We start from the raw sequence: 17,802 nt of genomic DNA on the forward strand, positions 1-17,802 counted from the left end.
CGAAACAAATAGTGTTGCCAAAAAAACTTAATTTTCTAATTCTCCTCATTTCAACCCTCGCTTTCTCACAAGAGCAGAACGGAAAATTTACGATTGATGCTAATTATTTCTACGGTAATATTTTGCCTCACAACAATACGATCAGGCATTTGATTACAGAACATCCCGAGGGAATCTTAATCAGTTTCAATAAAAAAACGTTTGGAGAAAAAGAATGGCAGTCGGCATATAACTTCCCGGATTACGGTGCTTCCTTTCACTATGAGAATACCAAAAATAAAACTTTAGGAGACTTATACGGATTGTATGGTCATTATAGCTTCTATTTTTTTAACCGAAATCTGATGTTCCGAATAGGGCAGGGAGTTGCTTATAACACAAATCCTTATGACAGAGATACCAACTTCCGCAATCTGGCATATGGTTCAAATTGGATGCCTTCAACCTATTTATTGCTGAATTATAAAAAAGAAAATCTATTCAAGAATATCGGCATTCAAGCCGGGATTAGCTTTTTTCATCATTCAAATGCAAACCTAGCATCGCCAAATACAAGTACGAATACCTTGGCTATGAATCTGGGAGTTAATTATTCTTTTGAAAAAAGCGAACAAAATCAGCGATATACAAGAGTTTATGATACGATTATAAATTATAGACAGCCAATCAAATTCAATATTGCCTTCCGAACCGGATTTAATGAAAGTGATATTATCGGAAGCGGAACATTCCCTTTTTATGTGCTATCTGCTTATGCAGACAAGCGTCTTTCCAGAAAAAGCGCTGTACAATTCGGAACCGATTTTTTCATAATGAAATATCTGGAAGAATATATCAAATTTAAATCAGTCGCGTATCCAAACGAACACGTAGATTCCAATACAGATTATAGAAGAATAGGACTTTACATCGGACATGAGCTTTTTATAAATGATTTATCCGTTGAAGCTCAGGTTGGCTATTACGTTTATTCCCCATTTCATTACTTAGGCCCATTTTACCAGAGAATTGGCTTGAAATATTATATTAGCAATACCATTTTCACATCAATGACATTAAAAACACATGCTGCAAAAGCCGAAGCAGTAGAATTTGGTGTCGGTGTAAGATTATAAATAAATTATAACAGAATGAACAAATTTCTTTTTCTGATTTGTCTTTTGCCCGTGTTGAGCTTTTCACAGGAAAATAACAGCAGATATACTTTTGATATTAATAATTTCTACGGAAAAATTTTAAATCATACCGAAGAAATATCGCAATTTACAGACCATAGTCCCGAAGGATTTCTTATTAGCATCAACAGAAAAACATACGGCGAAAAAGCATGGCAGTCTCGTTATAATTACCCAGATTATGGCCTTTCGTTCGAATATCAAAATATGAAAAATGAGGAGTTAGGTTACTTTTATGGATTGTACGGGCATTATAATTTTTATTTTTTCAAAAGGAATTTGATGCTGAGAATTGCACAAGGAGTTGCGTACAATACCAATCCATACGATGTAAATACCAATCCGGAAAACTTGGCCTATGGAACGCATTGGATGCCGGCGACTTATTTTATGCTGAATTATAAGAAAGAAAGAATTTGGAATGGATTAGGACTTCAAGCGGGAGTTACATTCTTTCATCATTCGAATGCGAATTTGAGATCTCCTAACAAAGGGACAAATACAGTAGCTCTAAATATTGGAGCTGTTTATAATTTTGATAGCAAAGAATCCTTAAATTATATACCAAATAAAGATTCTATTAAATTTACGGAACCGATACGATATAATCTTGCTTTTAGAACAGGATTTAATGAAAGCGATTTGGTAGGAAGTGGACAATATCCGTTTTATGTATTTTCTGCCTATGCAGATAAAAGACTGAATCGAAAAAGCGCCATCCATATTGGAGTTGATTTTTTTGTGATGAAATATTTAAAAGAAACAGTAAAGAGGATTGCGGCAGATCCAACTCTTTCTGTGAGTCCAGATACAGATTATCGAAAAGCAGGAATTTTTGTAGGACATGAATTGTTTCTCAATAAACTATCTTTAGAAACACAATTTGGCTATTATGCTTATGCACCATTAGATTATCTTGATCCTATTTATCAAAGATTGGGACTTAAGTATTATCTTATGGACGAGATTTTTATGGGAGTTGCCTTAAAGACTCATGCAGCAAAAGCTGAAGCTCTTGAATTTGGAATAGGAGTCCGTTTATAAATTAATCGCAATGAAAACAAAAATGCTTAAAACAATATTCTTCCTATTTATAATGGCATTTTTCTCATGCGATTCAGAGAACGCAAGCGACTGTTTCCAGACATCTGGCTCACCGATTGAAAAAGAATTTAGCATTGAAGATTTTAAGAAAATTAATATTTCTGAAGGAATCGAATTGATCATAAAACAAGGAACGGAAACGAAAGTAGTTGTAAGAACAGGTGAAAACCTAATAAGTGGCATTACGGCCGAAGTTTCGAATAATGAACTTTTTCTCCGAAATTCAAACGGTTGCAATTGGGTCAGAGATTACAATACGACAAAAGTGTATGTCACGACTCCTACATTGGTAAATGTATATTCTTCTTCCCAATTTGGAGTAAAATCAGATGGCGTGTTAAGTTTTCCGAACCTGTCATTACAATCTGGAATGTTTGGAAACACAGCTTCGGGAACCTTTGAACTTGAGGTCAACTGTGTCAATCTGAATATAGAAGACAATAAATCGTCCTATTTTGCTATTTCAGGATTCACTGATGCTTTGAATGTAGCCTTTTATGATGGCGATGCAAGATTTGACGGTTCAGACTTAAGAGCTAAAGAAGTTTCTTTTTTTCACAGAAGCTCAAATAATATGATCATAAATCCGATAAATAAAATTTCAGGAACCATTTACAGTACAGGAAATGTTGTCTTGAAAAATGTGCCTCCGATTATCGAAGTTACGCAATTATACCAAGGTCATTTGGTTTATCCTTGATCTATTCTTTGGTAACGTCTCTAAAAATAGCTTCTAGATTTTTGTTCTTCAGGTTCAGCTGTAGCGTTTTTAATCCATTATCATGAGCAAAATCAAAGATAGCAGGACGCATGTCTTTAGAGGTGGAGAAAGTCAGTTCCCAAATCTTATCATTTGTATTGGTCAGAGCAATTAGATTTGGAATTGTTCTCAACAACTGTTCTTCTACTTTGTGATCAAATTCAACCTCGATAACCTGTTCTTTTTCATCTTTCAGGTTGTTTAGTTTTTTATCGGTGACGATCTTTCCGTGGTTGATAATGATTACACGGTCGCAAATCGCTTCCACTTCCTGCATGATATGTGTAGATAGAAAAACCGTTTTGTCTTTCCCTATATTTTTGATCAATTCTCGGATTTCTACCAACTGATTCGGATCAAGACCTGTCGTCGGTTCGTCCAAAATCAACACATCTGGATTGTGAAGCAAGGCAGTTGCCAAGCCCACACGCTGGCGGTATCCTTTAGACAATTGTCCTATTTTTTTGTGGCTTTCAGGAGTCAGTCCCGTCATTGCAATTACTTCTTCAATTCTGGATTTTGCCACTTTATAAACATCTGCATTAAAAGCTAAATATTCACGTACATATAAATCAAGATATAACGGATTGTGCTCTGGTAAATAACCAACCGATTTCTGTACTTCTTTCTGAGCACTTGAAACATCATTTCCGTTTACCGAAGCCTTTCCTTCATCAGCAGTGATAAAAGTGGTCAGAATTTTCATCAACGTAGATTTTCCAGCACCATTCGGGCCTAAAAAACCGACAATTTCGCCTTTTTGGATAGAAAAGGAAATATTATCCAAGGCTTTTTGGTTTCCGTAATTTTTTGAGATGGAAGTAACTTCGATTGACATGATTCTTGATTTTGAACAAAAGTAATAAAATGAATAATTAAAACGTATATATGTTATCCGAATTGCATAGCAAGTAAATTAATCGACAATTCAAACGTTGTAGTTAAAAATATTCCTAAAAAACGACTGTTTTATGTAAAGCGTAAAATAAATTTTTCTACTTTAGCCGAATAACAAAACAAAAAATGCAAAACAACCGTTTTTATTTTAGCAATTCTTTTTATTTCTGGAAACAGAAACGGGATTGTCGTGTTGTTATGTAAATAGAATTATATTTAAAAATCAATATAGAAATCCCGATGCAAATCGGGATTTTTTTTTGCCTAAACTTATGGAAACAAAAATTGCAATTCAAGGAATCAGAGGCTCGTTCCATCACCAAGTCGCTAAAGAATATTTCAATGAAGCATTGGAATTGGACGAATGTATGTCGTTCGATGCTTTGGTGACAAGCTTGGTAGGAAACAAAACCCAGAAAGCGATTATGGCTCTAGAAAATTCGATAGCAGGCTCGATTATACCTAACTATGCCTTGATTGACAGGAACAATCTTCACATTATTGGAGAACATTATCTGGACATTCACATGAACCTGATGGTGCTGAAAGGCCAAAAAATAGAAGACATCAAAGAAGTTCATTCGCATCCAATAGCCTTATTGCAGTGTGGCGAGTTTTTTAAAAAATATCCGCATATAAAATTAGTAGAAAGCGGCGATACGGCAGAAACAGCCCAAAGAATTCAAGAAAAACAACTAAAGGAAATTGCTGCAGTAGCAAGCCCTATTGCGGCAGAAATGTTCGGGCTAGACATTTTGGCTTCTGGAATCCATACGATAAAAAGCAACAAGACGCGGTTTGTAATCTTGAAAACGCAAAACAAAGTCCTGCCTAAAGAAGAAATCAACAAAGCTTCTATAAAATTTGAATTGGATGATACGCCTGGAAGCCTAGCGACAATTTTAAACGTGATGAACAATTGCAAGCTGAACCTGACGAAAATCCAGTCGATGCCGATTATAGAAACGCCTTTCAAGTATTCTTTTTTTGTGGATGTGACTTTTGAAAAATACAAACATTATGAAAAAGCAAAATCAATTCTAGAACTAATGACAACACATTTTAAGGTTTTAGGAGAATACAAAAGAGGAAATAGAAGCTAAAAAAAGAAACATGGAAAATGATATTATAATAAAAAGCAAAGGATTCGCCAATCGATTAAATACTGTCGAAGAGTATTACTTTTCAAGAAAACTGAGAGAAGTACGCCAGATGATTTCGGAAGGAAAGCCGATAATCAACATGGGAATCGGAAGTCCTGATTTGGCGCCACCCAAAAGTGCTATCGAGGCTATCAAAAAAGCAATAGATGATGAAAAAGCACATGAATATCAAAGCTATCAAGGATTGCCAGAATTGAGAAAAGGAATTGCTGATTTCTATAATGCCCAGTTTGGCGTTTCACTCGATGCCAATTCCGAGATTTTGCCCTTGATGGGATCAAAAGAAGGCATCATGCATATTTCTTTAGCGTTTTTGAATGAAGGTAATGAGGTACTGATTCCAAATCCGGGCTATCCGACCTATGCCTCGGTGACTAATTTAGTAGGAGCAAAGCCAATTTTCTACGATTTAAAAGAAAAAAACAATTGGGAACCCGATTTAGAATTATTAGAAAAGCAAGACCTGTCAAAAGTCAAACTGATGTGGATTAATTACCCGCACATGCCGACAGGAGCTAGCGGAAGCTTATCGATGTTTAAAAAATTGGTCAGTTTTGCAAAAAAGCATCAGATTGTTCTGGTCAATGATAATCCGTACAGTTTTGTGCTGAATGATAATCCGATTTCTATTTTTCAAGTCGAAGATGCTAAGGATATTGCTTTGGAATTAAATTCGCTGAGCAAAACCTTCAATATGGCAGGCTGGCGTATCGGAATGGTATCTGGAAAATCAGAATTCATCGACGCTATCTTACAAGTGAAAAGCAATATGGACAGCGGCATGTTCTATGGAATTCAAAAAGGAGCCATCGAAGCGTTGAAATGTGGAAAAGAATGGTTCGATGTCCAAAACACGATTTATACAAAAAGAAGAGCACTGATTTTTCAATTGGCTGAAAAACTGGGCTGTACATTTGATAAAAAAGCAACAGGAATGTTCGTCTGGGCAAAGTTGCCATCACTTATAACGTCTTCAGAAGCATTTATTGATACAATTTTAATCGAGAAGAACATGTTTATTACGCCAGGAACTATTTTCGGAAGCAATGGCGAAGGCTATATCCGATTTTCATTGTGTATCAAAGAAGAAAAAATTCAAGAAGCGATCGCTAGGCTTTAGACAATAGATTTAAAAAATAACTAACTTTGGCCTAGGCCGAAGAAATACAAAAAAAAATGAAAAATTCAAAAGAATTGAGAAGATGGTTGGACGATTTCAATTTAGCGCATCCGTTAGTAATCGCCGGACCTTGTAGTGCCGAAACAGAAGAACAAGTATTGAAAATTGCACATGAATTAAAAGACTCAGACGTCAGTATTTATAGAGCAGGAATCTGGAAACCGAGAACACGTCCGGGGGGTTTGAAGGTGTTGGGGCCATCGGTTTGAAATGGTTGCAGAAAGCAAAAGCTGAAACGGGACTGCTCATGGCTACCGAAGTAGCAAATGCAGCCCATGTGCAACTGGCTTTAGAACACGATATTGATGTTTTGTGGATTGGAGCGAGGACAACAGTAAATCCTTTTGCCGTTCAAGAAATTGCCGATGCTTTAAAAAATACTGATAAAATTGTGTTGGTAAAAAATCCTGTAAATCCAGATTTAGCCTTATGGCTGGGAGGTGTTGAACGTTTATACAATGCAGGAATCAAAAAACTAGGAGTCATCCACAGAGGATTTTCGACTTACGAAAAAACAAAATACAGAAATATACCCGAATGGCAATTGGCTATCGAATTGCAGAATCGTTTCCCAGATTTGCCCTTGATTTGCGATCCTTCGCACATTACAGGAAAACGCGAGATGATTCAAGAAGTTTCCCAACAAGCCTTGGATTTGAACTATGACGGATTGATTATCGAAACGCACACAGATCCTGATAATGCTTGGAGCGATGCCGCACAGCAAGTCACGCCTACCAGACTAAAACAAATTTTCGAAGATTTAAGAGTCAGGAAAGAAACCGAAGAAGCTTCCGATTACAACCAAAAATTAAATCGTCTTCGTGTAGATATTGATGAATATGACGCCAAGATTATTGAGATTTTAGGAAAAAGGATGGTTGTCGCCGATAAAATCGGTGCACTAAAAAAAGAAAAAAATGTAGCGGTGCTGCAAAACAAAAGGTGGAATGAGATATTAGGCAAGATGATTTTAGAAGGAGAAGAAAAAGGCCTGAGCGAAGAATTCATCTTAAGAATTTTTAAAGCAATACACCAAGAAAGCATCAGCCACCAAGAAAAAATCATTAACGGATAAACAGCAACCTTAAATTTAAATGACGAAATTATATTGTTCGATTGTAAAACAGTAATTTTGTCGTTTAAATTTAACAATACGCTTTCTTGTTTCGGAAAAATCTGAAATCTGAAATCTGAAATCTGAAATCTGAAAATGAATGACTGGAACTGTTTATAAATCTACCGGAAGCTGGTATACCGTGAAATCCGAAGACGGAGACTTTATGGAATGCAGGATTAAGGGCAAATTCCGCATGAAAGGAATCAAAAGCACAAATCCCATTGCAGTAGGCGACATCGTGGATTATGAACTCGACAAAACGTCAGACAAAGTCACAGGCACAATTCACAAGATTCATGATCGAAAAAACTATATCGTTCGCAAATCTGTGAATTTGTCAAAACAGGTTCATATCATTGCGTCGAATATAGACCAGGTCTTTCTTCTCATCACGATTAACAATCCACCGACAACAACTAGCTTTATCGATCGATTTTTGGTGACGGCAGAAGCTTATGGAATTGAAGCCGTTTTGGTTTTCAATAAAATAGATACCTATGATGATGCAATGCTAGACGAGCAATTGTACCTTCAATATGTTTACTCCAATATAGGCTACCAATGCCTCCGCGTTTCGTCAACAGAAGGAAAAGGAATCGACAAGCTAAAAGAAATGATGATTGGCAAAGTATCGATGTTTTCCGGACATTCAGGTGTCGGAAAATCAACATTAGCCAATGCGCTCGAACCGACATTGCATTTAAAGACTACTGTTATTTCCGAACAAAGCAAGCAAGGCCAGCACACGACGACTTTTGCCGAAATGTACGATTTGTCTTTTGGTGCTAGGATTATCGACACGCCAGGAATCAAAGGCTTTGGGATTGTTGATATGGAGAAATCAGAAATCAGCGGTTATTTCCCAGAATTTTTTGCCTTACAAGACCAATGCAAGTTCAACAATTGCCTACATAAAGAAGAACCGCATTGCGCCGTTAAGGAAGCTTTAGAAAAAGATGAGATTGCTTGGTCGCGCTATAGAAGCTATCTTCAGATTTTAGAGGGCGATGATGAACATTATCGCACTGATGATTATGCTGATGAAAGAGCCGAAAGCGATGAAAATAGAAATCAGAAATAGTCAAAAGTTGTAAAGTCAAAAGTCAGAAAGTCGTAAAGACTGACATAATTGACTTAACTTTATGACCTTCGACTTTAAGACTATAAAATGAAAGCCGTCATTCAAAGAGTTTCCCACGCCTCAGTTACTATTGAAGGAAAAAAAGTAAGCGAAATCCAAAATGGATTGCTCATTTTGCTCGGCATTGAAGATGCTGATGCAAAAGAAGATATCGAGTGGCTCTCTAGCAAGATTGCCAATCTTCGGATTTTTGGCGATGCAGAAGGCGTCATGAATTTATCCGTAAAAGATGTCGGAGGAGACATTATTGTCGTCAGCCAATTTACGCTTCATGCTTCTATCAAAAAAGGAAACCGCCCATCTTATATAAAAGCTTCAAAACCAGATATAGCAATTCCTTTATATGAGAGTTTTGTGAGACAAATGGAAGCTGATTTAGGCAAAAAAATCCAGACCGGAGAATTTGGAGCCGACATGAAAGTCGCTTTGCTAAATGACGGTCCGGTGACCATAATTTTTGACACAAAAAACAAAGAATAAGACTTGTAGATTAGTTTTATTATTTTATTTTTGGAAAAATTTAACATTTAATGAAAAAATTGTTACTCCCCCTGGTTATCTTCCTATTATTCGCCGAAGTAACTATTGCACAGGATATTGAATATACTGTCGCAAACATTCCTACAGAACTTAAAGAAAACGCGAATGCCGTGGTACGCTTGGATCAAAAAGACATTGTCATTGCTTCAAGAAAATCGATGGTAATAACTACAAAAAGCATTGTAACGGTACTTAATGAAAACGGATTGCAGCATATGGATCTTTCGGAATATTTTTCTGCAAGAAACCGTATTAAGTCTATCGAAGTGCTGATTTATAATTCTTTTGGTAAGGAAATTAAAAAAATCAAAAGAAAAGATTTTAAAGAAAATTCAGTTTCCGAAGGTTCAATCATAACCGATAATAAATTGCTTTATTGCGACTATACGCCTACAGAATATCCTTTTACGGTTGTTTTTCAAAGCGAGATAGAAACTTCGAATACGGCATTTATTCCGTCGTGGTATCCGATTCATGGTTTTTCTGTTAGTGTGGAAAAAGCGATAATGAACGTACAAGCTCCAGCTGATTTAGGCTTTAAGTATAAGGAATTCAATATGGTCAATAATCCTGCTATTTCCAAACAAGAAAAAACAGGTGGTGTGTCCTTTACAGCAACTAATTTAGTCGCTTACAAACAAGAAGATTATTCGCCTTCATTCAATTCTTATGCACCTAATGTAATTATGGGATTAGACGCTTTCAATTATGAAGGTTTAGATGGTAAGGCAACCAATTGGAAAGAATTTGGAGGCTGGGTCTATTCAAACCTTTTAAAAGGTACCGATGAAATTCCTCAAGAGACCCAAGCTAAAATTAAGGCTTTAGTAGGCGATGAAAAAGACCCGCTGAAAAAAGCAAGAATCATATATAAGTATGTACAAGATAAAACGAGATATGTCAGTATCCAATTAGGAATTGGCGGCTGGAAGCCCATGCTGGCAAAGGATGTTGATCGTTTAGGCTATGGAGATTGCAAAGCGTTGACAAATTATACAAGAGCATTACTAGAAGTCGTAAATGTGCCATCTTATTACACCGTTATTTATGGCAATCCTCAAAAACGTGATTTTAACCAGGATTTTGTTTCCATGGAAGGTAATCACGCGATTCTCGCAGTGCCTGTTGACAATAAAATGTATTGGCTTGAATGCACTAGCCAAAAAATGCCTTTTGGTTTCCAAGGTGACTTTACAGACAATCGCTTTGCCCTTGTTATAAAGCCTGAGGGTGGAGAAATAATCAAAACACAAGAATATCAGCCTCAGGATAATACGCAAATATCCAAAGGGAAGTATGTTATCGACGAGCAAGGCAATATTGCAGGAAGTATCTTGATAAAGTCAAAAGGTACCCAATACGACAGCAAGTTTGATTACGAAGACAAGTCCAGCGACAACCTTACTAAAATTTATAAAAGCTACTTTAATAATATAAACAACCTGAAGCTGAAGAAAATCAACTTGCAGAATAATAAAGAAGAAGTTGAATTTTCGGAAGACATCACTATAGAAGCATCAGAATATGCGAAGCCAACAGGGGGCAGAATGATATTTGCGATAAATGCTTACAATCAGATTTCGGGAGTACCGCAAAGATACCGTCAGCGCAATAATCCGTTTGAAATAATAAGAGGATTCTATGATTATGACGAAATTATAATTGACCTTCCAAAAGGCGTAACCATTGAAGCAAAACCTGAAAACGTGGAACTAAAAGGGGCTTTCGGAGAATATAAAACAGAATTAGCTGTGATTAATGAAAATCAGCTGCTGTATAAGAGAACTTATAAAACAAACCCAGGCTATTACGACAAAAAGGAATATGAAAACTTCAGGAAATTCCGCGAACAGATTGCCAAAAATGATAATGCAAAAATAGTATTAGTTAAAAACCAATAGAACTTAACAACCATGAAAAAAAACCTCCTAACAATCTGTCTATTCTTATTTGTATTGTGTGCGTTTGGCCAAGCAAAATATGAATTAGGGAAAGTTACCATTGAAGAACTAAAAGAAAAGAAACATCCAAAAGATACGGCTGCCGTTGCTGCAATTCTGTTTAAGAATGGTAAAACCTATTTTGATGTAGATTCCGAAAGAAACTGGATTCTGGTTACGGAAGTAGAAACAAGAATTAAGATTTATAAAAAAGACGGCTATTCGTTAGCAAATCAACAAGTAGGTTATTATACAGGTGGAAAGCAAGTCAGGCTGTTTTTTGATGATGCAGTAACTTACAATCTGGTTGGCGACAAAATTGAAAAAACCAAACTGAAAAGCGACGGAGAATTTACTGAGAAGGTTACCGAAGATTACAGCTATAAAAAAATAGCATTGCCTAATGTAAAAGAAGGTAGTATCATCGAGTACAAATACACACTTAAAACGCCGTATTTTGCTTTGATGAATGATTGGTATTTTCAATATCCTATTCCAGCAAACCATGTCCAATACAAAACGACCATACCAGAATACTTTTTTTACAATGTTTTCATGAAAGGCTATTTACCTGTTAATAGCACAGCTCCAATCAAATCTAGGAACAACCAATTAGGTTTTGACGAGGTAATCACTTCATATTCCATAGACGATGTAAAAGCAATCAAACAAGAGCCTTATGTGAATAACATGGACAATTATACTTCCATGATCCAGATGGAGCTTGCTTCGACTTATTATCCTCAAAGAGGATCTGAATCGTATGCTACCGATTGGGAAACTGTGGCCAAAAAAATCTATGAGTACAAAGACTTTGGAGATGAGCTGAAAGCTACTTCCTATTTTGAGAAAGATTTAGATGCTGTATTAAAGGACATTCCTTCAAGAGAAGATAGGGTTAATGCCATCTTTAATTATGTGAAATCTAGGATGAACTGGAACGAGCGATTTGGTTATTATTGCAATGTTGGAGTCAAAAAAGCATATGCCGAAAAGGTAGGAAATGTAGCAGAAATCAATCTGATGCTTGTCGCTATGCTACGCTATGCTGAAATTAAAGCAAATCCTGTTTTGGTAAGCACACGTTCTAATGGAATTGCCTTGTTTCCAAATAGAGGAGCATACAATTACGTGGTTGCGGCTATTGAGCTTGAAAACAAAGAAGTATTATTGCTGGATGCGACTACAAAAAATGCCTTGCCAGACATTTTGCCTGTTAGAGCCTTGAATTGGACAGGAAGAATGATAAGAAGAGACAAGACCTCTGTAGAAATTGGCCTTATGCCTAAAATGAAATCTAAGGAAGTCATTAATGTTATAGCTTCTATCGGTACTGATGGAAAAGTTACGGGAAAAGTAAGAGAACAGTATTTCGATTACAATGCCTATAGCTTTAGAGAGCACTACTTGACCATGCCAAAAGATAAATATCTTGAGCAGATGGAAAAACGCTATAACGGAATAGAAGTCGAAGATTATTCTACGGCAAATGATAAAGATTTATCAAAACCAATGATGGAAAGTTACAGCTTTGCACATTCAAATGTTGTCGAACATATCGGAAACAAAGCCTATTTCTCGCCAATGCTTCATTATACACAAACTGAAAATCCGTTTAAAGATGAAACAAGAGAATTTCCTATAGATTTTGTTTACCCATCTCAAGACAAATATTCTTTTGCTATTACCATTCCAGAAGGTTATGAAATTGAATCGCTTCCTACGCCTCTTGCTATTGCAATGGAAGAAAATATTGGCTCTTTCAAATACAATATTTCGCAAGCCGGAAGACAGATTCAAGTATCGGCTGCAATAGAAATTAACTATGCGAATATCCCGGCAGATTTTTATGTTACGCTAAGAGATTTCTACAAAAAGATGCTAGAAAAACAAAACGAAAAAGTAGTGCTTAAAAAAGTATAATTATGGACATAAAAAATGCACAGCTCGAAGTTGACAATTGGATTAAAGAGCATGGAGTCCGTTATTTTAATGAACTTACCAATATGGCGCAGCTCACCGAAGAAGTCGGTGAAGTGGCCCGTATCATAGCACGTCGATATGGCGAGCAGTCTGAAAAGGAATCCGATAAAAATAAAGACTTAGGAGAAGAACTTGCCGATGTCGTTTTTGTTGTGCTATGCCTTGCCAACCAGACGGGAATCAATCTCCAAGAAGCTTTTGATAAAAAAATGGACTTGAAATCAAATAGAGACAAAGACCGACACAAGAACAACGAGAAACTTAAGTAACAATACTAAATCATAATATAAAATAGTATAGTTAATCATCAATAGGACGCAACAGAATGAAAAAGAGCTTTCTGATAATCAGTATCTTCTTATTTACCGTATGTGCATTTGGGCAAAAGAAATACGAATTAGGGAACGTTACAATTGATGAGCTTAAAGAAAAAGCACATCCTAATGATACAACAGCAGTAGCAGCTATCCTATTTAAAAAAGGGAAAACTTATTTTGATCTTGACTTTTTAAATTGGACTATCACTACCGAAGTTGAGCTGAAAATTAAAATTTACAAAAAAGAAGGCTATGTTTTTGCTGATCAGCAGATACAATACTATAGTGGAGGAAACCAAGTTGAGGTTGATTATGATAATGTAGCGACCTATAATCTGGTTGGCGACAAGATTGAAAAAACCAAATTGAAAAAAGACGGAAAATTCACCGAAGAAGTCAATGGAAGCTATAGCAATAAAAAAATTACATTACCAAAAGTAAAAGAGGGCAGCATAATTGAATATAAGTATACGATCAAAACGCCTAATTTTATCACTTTTGATGATTGGTATTTTCAATATCCAATTCCTGCCAATCATGTTGAATATTTAGTAGCGATGCCTGATTTCTTTTCTTATAATACCTATATAAAAGGAAATTTAACCATTGATAAGACTATTCCAGACATTCCAGCAAGAAAAGGAAAAAGTTTTAGTGAAAAGAGACGCTTGTATTCTGTAGATAATGTAAAGGCGTTTAAGGCAGAAGCGTATGTGAATAATATTGAAAATTATATTCCGACGTTACAAATGGTGCTGGCTTCGGCAAATATATCAGAAGGAGTGGTTAAGTCCTATTCTACTGATTGGGCTTCTGTTGCCAAGAATATATATGATGCTGAAAGTTTTGGAGGAGAAATAAAATCCACATCTTATTTTCAAAAAGATCTTGATTTATTATTACAAAATGTCACTTCAAATGACATGAAAGTAAACATGATTTTTAATTACGTTCAGGCCAAAATGAATTGGGACAGGACAAATGGCTATTTTAGTCATGTTGGCGTTAGCAAAGCTTATGCTGAAAAAGTTGGGAATGTGGCAGAAATCAACCTGATGTTGATAGCAATGCTACGATATGCTGGGATAGAAACGAATCCTGTTCTAGTCAGTACGCGATCTAACGGCATTGCTTTGTTTCCAAATCCGTCAGCGTATAATTATGTTATTGCTGCCGTTGAACTTGTTAATGATCAATTACTTTTGCTAGATGCGACCACAAAAAGTGCAGTGCCAAATATCTTGCCTGTTGAAGCGCTCAATTGGAAAGGAAGAATGATACGGAAAGATGGAACGTCTATTGAAGTCGACCTTATGCCTAAGATGAGTTCCAAGGAGATTACTAACGTCATGGCTTCTATTGAGGCAGATGGAAAAATAATTGGGAAAACGAGACAGCAATATTATGATTATAATGGGTATGTTTTTCGAGAGCATTTTTTAACCCTGCCGAAAGATAAATATCTTGAAGAAATCGAAAAAATGTACAAAGGAATAGAAATTGAAGAATATTCGACTGCTAATGACATTGATTTGTCTAAACCATTAATAGAAAATTATAACTTTACACATAATAATATTGTTGAGAACATAGGCAGCAAAGCCTATTTCTCACCCATGCTTTATTATGCAAGGACTGAAAACCCATTTAAGGATGAAGAGCGTGAATTTCCTATCGATTTTAATTATCCTCATCAAGACAAACATTTCTTTACGATCAGTATACCTGATGGCTATGAAATAGAATCGCTTCCTGCACCTATTGCTCTTTCGATGGAAGAAAACATAGGGTCTTTCAAATACAATATTTCGCAAGCAGGACGGCAGATTCAGTTAACAACCGTGTTTGAAATTAATTATTCAAATGTCTCGCCCGAGTTTTATGACACGATAAGAGATTTCTACAAAAAAATGATAGAAAAGCAGAACGAAAAAGTAGTGCTTAAAAAAGTATAAGACTCACAAAAACAACAAAAAGCTCAAGTAGCATAGTAACAAATGAATCTAGTTTTAAACCCTGCCATCTGCAATCCGAAATCTGAAATTTCCATAACAGGATCAAAGTCAGAAACCAACAGGCTGTTGCTGTTGCAGGCGTTATTTCCAAATATTGTTCTAGAGAATACGTCAAATTCTGATGATTCTGATGTAATGGCGGAAGCGCTTAAGACAAAAGATTCAGTCATCGACATACATCATGCAGGTACTGCCATGCGTTTCCTGACAGCTTATTTTGCAACCCAAGAAAACCGCGAAGTGGTCCTTACAGGTTCTTCGAGAATGAAAGAACGTCCGATCAAAATTCTGGCGGAAGCGTTGCGACAATTAGGGGCCTCGATTTCGTATGAAGAAAAAGAAGGCTTTCCACCAATTCGAATCAAAGGAAGAAAACTCTCCAAAAGCAGAGTCTCACTTCCCGCAGATATCAGCAGCCAATATATTTCTGCACTGCTATTAATCGCACCAAAACTTGAAAATGGACTGGAACTTCTATTGGAAGGAAAAATAACATCGGTGCCTTACATCAAGATGACGCTGGCTCTGTTAGAAGAAATCGGAGTCAAAACTAAATTCCAAGAAAACACAATTACAATACTGCCAAAGTCACCAAATGGCGAACCACATACCTTGACAGTAGAATCCGATTGGAGCTCGGCATCGTATTACTATTCGATAGTAGCTCTCGCCGCAGTTGGTACAGAAATAAAACTTTCCAGCTATAAGAAAAACAGTCTTCAAGGCGATTCGGCTCTGGCAGAAATTTATAAAAGTTTCGGGGTAAAGACTAGTTTTGAAATGAACTCGGTTACTCTTCAAAAAATTGAAAGCCATAACACGAATACGCTGGAATTAAACCTGAACGATTCTCCCGATATTGCACAGACGATTGCTGTAACCTGCTTCGGACTAGGAATGCCGTGCTATTTGACAGGGCTGCATACTCTTAAGATTAAGGAAACCGACCGACTGGAAGCATTAAAAGCAGAATTAGAAAAGCTCGGAGCCAAGATAAAAGTAACAGACGATTCCTTGCAATTAGAAGCTTCAACTGAAATAAATCCAAATGTTTCAATAGCAACGTATAACGATCATAGAATGGCAATGGCCTTTGCGCCTTTATCGCTAAAAGTTCCTATAATTATAAAAGAAGCAGAAGTCGTATCAAAATCGTACCCAGACTTTTGGGATGACCTAAAAAGTATCGGTTTTCAAATAAAAGAGTTATAACAATCCCAATGTTTATAGGCCTCAGCACTTTGCAAGCTGGGCGCTTTGAAACTTTCTGATTAAATAAAAGCCAAAACACTTGACAAGGCCTATCGCGCAATCGTATATTTGCACCCGGTCTGAAATTTAGCCTTCAGTAAGAACCTAAGTTTTCATACCTCAAATCTAAATTCTATTATGAAATTATCACACTTCAATTTCAATTTGCCAAAAGAGCTTTTAGCAGAATACCCAGCAGAAAACAGAGACGAGTCTCGCCTGATGGTCGTAAACAGAAAAACTAAAACCATCGAGCACAAGATGTTCAAAGACGTAATCGATTATTTCGAGGAAGGTGACGTGATGGTATTGAACAATACTAAAGTTTTTCCTGCCAGATTGTACGGAAATAAAGAAAAAACAGGAGCCAGAATTGAAGTTTTCTTGTTGAGAGAACTAAATGCAGAACAAAGATTATGGGACGTTTTGGTTGACCCAGCACGTAAAATCAGAATCGGAAATAAATTATATTTCGGAGATGACGATTCATTAGTAGCTGAGGTAATTGATAATACCACATCAAGAGGAAGAACATTGCGTTTCCTTTATGACGGTTCTTATGAAGAATTCAGAAATAAACTGACAGAGCTTGGAGAAACTCCAATCCCAAAATACATCAACCGCGAAGTAACTCCAGAAGATGCGGAGCGTTACCAAACTATCTACGCAAAAGAAGAAGGAGCCGTGGCAGCACCTACAGCAGGACTGCATTTCTCAAAACACCTTTTGAAGAGATTAGAAATCAAAGGGATTGACTTTGCAGAAGTAACACTTCACGTAGGATTGGGAACCTTCAACCCAGTTGAAGTAGAAGATTTGTCAAAACACAAGATGGATTCTGAAGAGTTGAAAATCACTCAAGAAGCTTGCGATATCGTTAACGAAGCCAAAGCGAAAAAGAAAAAGATATGTGCCGTAGGAACAACATCGATGCGTGCTATCGAAAGCTCGGTTTCTTCTGCAAAAACATTAAATCCGTATGATGGATGGACAAACAAATTTATTTTCCCTCCGCATGATTTTAGTATTGCAGACTGCATGATTACCAATTTCCATACGCCAAAATCAACACTTTTGATGATGATTTCAGCATTTACTGGACATGACCTGATGAAGAAAGCATACGAAGAAGCGATCAAAGAAGGATACAAATTCTATTCGTATGGTGATGCGATGCTGATCCTATAATCAGTACTTCCTTATACAAATCAAGATC

The 17,802-nt window shown here is 36.4% G+C and carries 14 protein-coding genes and 1 pseudogene; 14 read left to right on the forward strand and 1 reads right to left on the reverse strand.

Annotated features, from left to right (window positions below; genetic code table 11):
• Window positions 1-11 precede the first annotated feature (11 nt).
• The 3 genes from OLM56_RS05985 to OLM56_RS05995 are packed head-to-tail and all read left to right on the forward strand — an operon-like array spanning window position 12 to window position 2,979.
• Window positions 12-1,115 (forward strand): acyloxyacyl hydrolase, encoded by a 1,104-nt coding sequence (locus OLM56_RS05985; protein ID WP_319800579.1) that lies wholly within the window; start codon window positions 12-14, stop codon window positions 1,113-1,115.
• Window positions 1,116-1,130: 15 nt separating this feature from the next.
• Complete coding sequence (locus OLM56_RS05990) at window positions 1,131-2,219, forward strand: acyloxyacyl hydrolase (RefSeq protein WP_264528669.1); 1,089 nt, start codon at window positions 1,131-1,133, stop codon at window positions 2,217-2,219.
• Window positions 2,220-2,229: 10 nt separating this feature from the next.
• Entirely contained in the window at window positions 2,230-2,979 is a 750-nt protein-coding gene (locus OLM56_RS05995) for a head GIN domain-containing protein (protein ID WP_264528670.1), read from the forward strand.
• A gap of 1 nt (window position 2,980) precedes the next feature.
• Here OLM56_RS05995 and gldA read toward each other — a convergent pair whose 3' ends face one another.
• A complete protein-coding gene (gldA, locus tag OLM56_RS06000) occupies window positions 2,981-3,877 on the reverse strand; it encodes a gliding motility-associated ABC transporter ATP-binding subunit GldA (protein WP_182493448.1) in 897 nt (298 codons plus the stop codon).
• A gap of 331 nt (window positions 3,878-4,208) precedes the next feature.
• Between gldA and OLM56_RS06005 the strand changes: the two genes are divergently transcribed.
• The 11 genes and pseudogenes from OLM56_RS06005 to queA all read left to right on the forward strand — a co-directional run bounded on the left by OLM56_RS06005 (window position 4,209) and on the right by queA (window position 17,774).
• Window positions 4,209-5,039, forward strand: coding sequence for a prephenate dehydratase (locus tag OLM56_RS06005; protein ID WP_264528671.1), 831 nt, complete (start codon window positions 4,209-4,211; stop codon window positions 5,037-5,039).
• Window positions 5,040-5,049: 10 nt separating this feature from the next.
• Window positions 5,050-6,219, forward strand: a complete 1,170-nt coding sequence (locus OLM56_RS06010; protein ID WP_264528672.1) for a pyridoxal phosphate-dependent aminotransferase — start codon at window positions 5,050-5,052, stop codon at window positions 6,217-6,219.
• A 56-nt stretch (window positions 6,220-6,275) separates the two neighbouring features.
• Window positions 6,276-7,357, forward strand: a pseudogene (locus OLM56_RS06015) (chorismate mutase).
• Window positions 7,358-7,496: 139 nt separating this feature from the next.
• On the forward strand, window positions 7,497-8,480 hold the full coding sequence (gene rsgA, locus OLM56_RS06020) for a ribosome small subunit-dependent GTPase A (protein ID WP_121376127.1): 984 nt from the start codon (window positions 7,497-7,499) through the stop codon (window positions 8,478-8,480).
• A gap of 87 nt (window positions 8,481-8,567) precedes the next feature.
• Window positions 8,568-9,020 (forward strand): D-aminoacyl-tRNA deacylase, encoded by a 453-nt coding sequence (dtd, locus tag OLM56_RS06025; protein WP_264528673.1) that lies wholly within the window; start codon window positions 8,568-8,570, stop codon window positions 9,018-9,020.
• A gap of 50 nt (window positions 9,021-9,070) precedes the next feature.
• Window positions 9,071-10,981 (forward strand): DUF3857 domain-containing transglutaminase family protein, encoded by a 1,911-nt coding sequence (locus OLM56_RS06030; RefSeq protein ID WP_264528674.1) that lies wholly within the window; start codon window positions 9,071-9,073, stop codon window positions 10,979-10,981.
• A 12-nt stretch (window positions 10,982-10,993) separates the two neighbouring features.
• Window positions 10,994-12,943 carry a DUF3857 domain-containing protein gene (locus OLM56_RS06035; RefSeq protein ID WP_264528675.1) on the forward strand — a complete coding sequence of 650 codons (1,950 nt, stop codon included), beginning with the start codon at window positions 10,994-10,996 and terminating at the stop codon, window positions 12,941-12,943.
• Window positions 12,944-12,945: 2 nt separating this feature from the next.
• On the forward strand, window positions 12,946-13,272 hold the full coding sequence (locus tag OLM56_RS06040; RefSeq protein WP_121376131.1) for a nucleotide pyrophosphohydrolase: 327 nt from the start codon (window positions 12,946-12,948) through the stop codon (window positions 13,270-13,272).
• Window positions 13,273-13,328: 56 nt separating this feature from the next.
• The gene (locus tag OLM56_RS06045) at window positions 13,329-15,275 is read left to right on the forward strand and encodes a DUF3857 and transglutaminase domain-containing protein (protein ID WP_264528676.1); all 1,947 of its coding nucleotides are present in this window, start codon (window positions 13,329-13,331) and stop codon (window positions 15,273-15,275) included.
• A gap of 42 nt (window positions 15,276-15,317) precedes the next feature.
• The gene (gene aroA / locus OLM56_RS06050) at window positions 15,318-16,547 is read left to right on the forward strand and encodes a 3-phosphoshikimate 1-carboxyvinyltransferase (RefSeq protein WP_264528677.1); all 1,230 of its coding nucleotides are present in this window, start codon (window positions 15,318-15,320) and stop codon (window positions 16,545-16,547) included.
• 177 nt (window positions 16,548-16,724) lie between these two features.
• Window positions 16,725-17,774, forward strand: coding sequence for a tRNA preQ1(34) S-adenosylmethionine ribosyltransferase-isomerase QueA (gene queA, locus OLM56_RS06055; protein WP_121376134.1), 1,050 nt, complete (start codon window positions 16,725-16,727; stop codon window positions 17,772-17,774).
• The last annotated feature ends 28 nt before the right edge of the window (window positions 17,775-17,802 follow it).

The sequence above is a fragment of the Flavobacterium sp. N2550 genome (assembly GCF_025947265.1).
Lineage (GTDB): Bacteria > Bacteroidota > Bacteroidia > Flavobacteriales > Flavobacteriaceae > Flavobacterium > Flavobacterium endophyticum.

Bases quoted from the DNA above. Each gene is read 5' to 3' on its own strand.
- OLM56_RS05990 (WP_264528669.1), top strand. From the start codon at position 1,131: ATGAACAAATTTCTTTTTCTGATTTGTCTTTTGCCCGTGTTGAGCTTT.
- OLM56_RS05995 (WP_264528670.1), top strand. From the start codon at position 2,230: ATGAAAACAAAAATGCTTAAAACAATATTCTTCCTATTTATAATGGCA.
- gldA (WP_182493448.1), bottom strand. From the start codon at position 3,877: ATGTCAATCGAAGTTACTTCCATCTCAAAAAATTACGGAAACCAAAAA.
- OLM56_RS06005 (WP_264528671.1), top strand. From the start codon at position 4,209: ATGGAAACAAAAATTGCAATTCAAGGAATCAGAGGCTCGTTCCATCAC.
- OLM56_RS06010 (WP_264528672.1), top strand. From the start codon at position 5,050: ATGGAAAATGATATTATAATAAAAAGCAAAGGATTCGCCAATCGATTA.
- rsgA (WP_121376127.1), top strand. From the start codon at position 7,497: ATGACTGGAACTGTTTATAAATCTACCGGAAGCTGGTATACCGTGAAA.
- dtd (WP_264528673.1), top strand. From the start codon at position 8,568: ATGAAAGCCGTCATTCAAAGAGTTTCCCACGCCTCAGTTACTATTGAA.
- OLM56_RS06030 (WP_264528674.1), top strand. From the start codon at position 9,071: ATGAAAAAATTGTTACTCCCCCTGGTTATCTTCCTATTATTCGCCGAA.
- OLM56_RS06035 (WP_264528675.1), top strand. From the start codon at position 10,994: ATGAAAAAAAACCTCCTAACAATCTGTCTATTCTTATTTGTATTGTGT.
- OLM56_RS06040 (WP_121376131.1), top strand. From the start codon at position 12,946: ATGGACATAAAAAATGCACAGCTCGAAGTTGACAATTGGATTAAAGAG.
- OLM56_RS06045 (WP_264528676.1), top strand. From the start codon at position 13,329: ATGAAAAAGAGCTTTCTGATAATCAGTATCTTCTTATTTACCGTATGT.
- aroA (WP_264528677.1), top strand. From the start codon at position 15,318: ATGAATCTAGTTTTAAACCCTGCCATCTGCAATCCGAAATCTGAAATT.
- queA (WP_121376134.1), top strand. From the start codon at position 16,725: ATGAAATTATCACACTTCAATTTCAATTTGCCAAAAGAGCTTTTAGCA.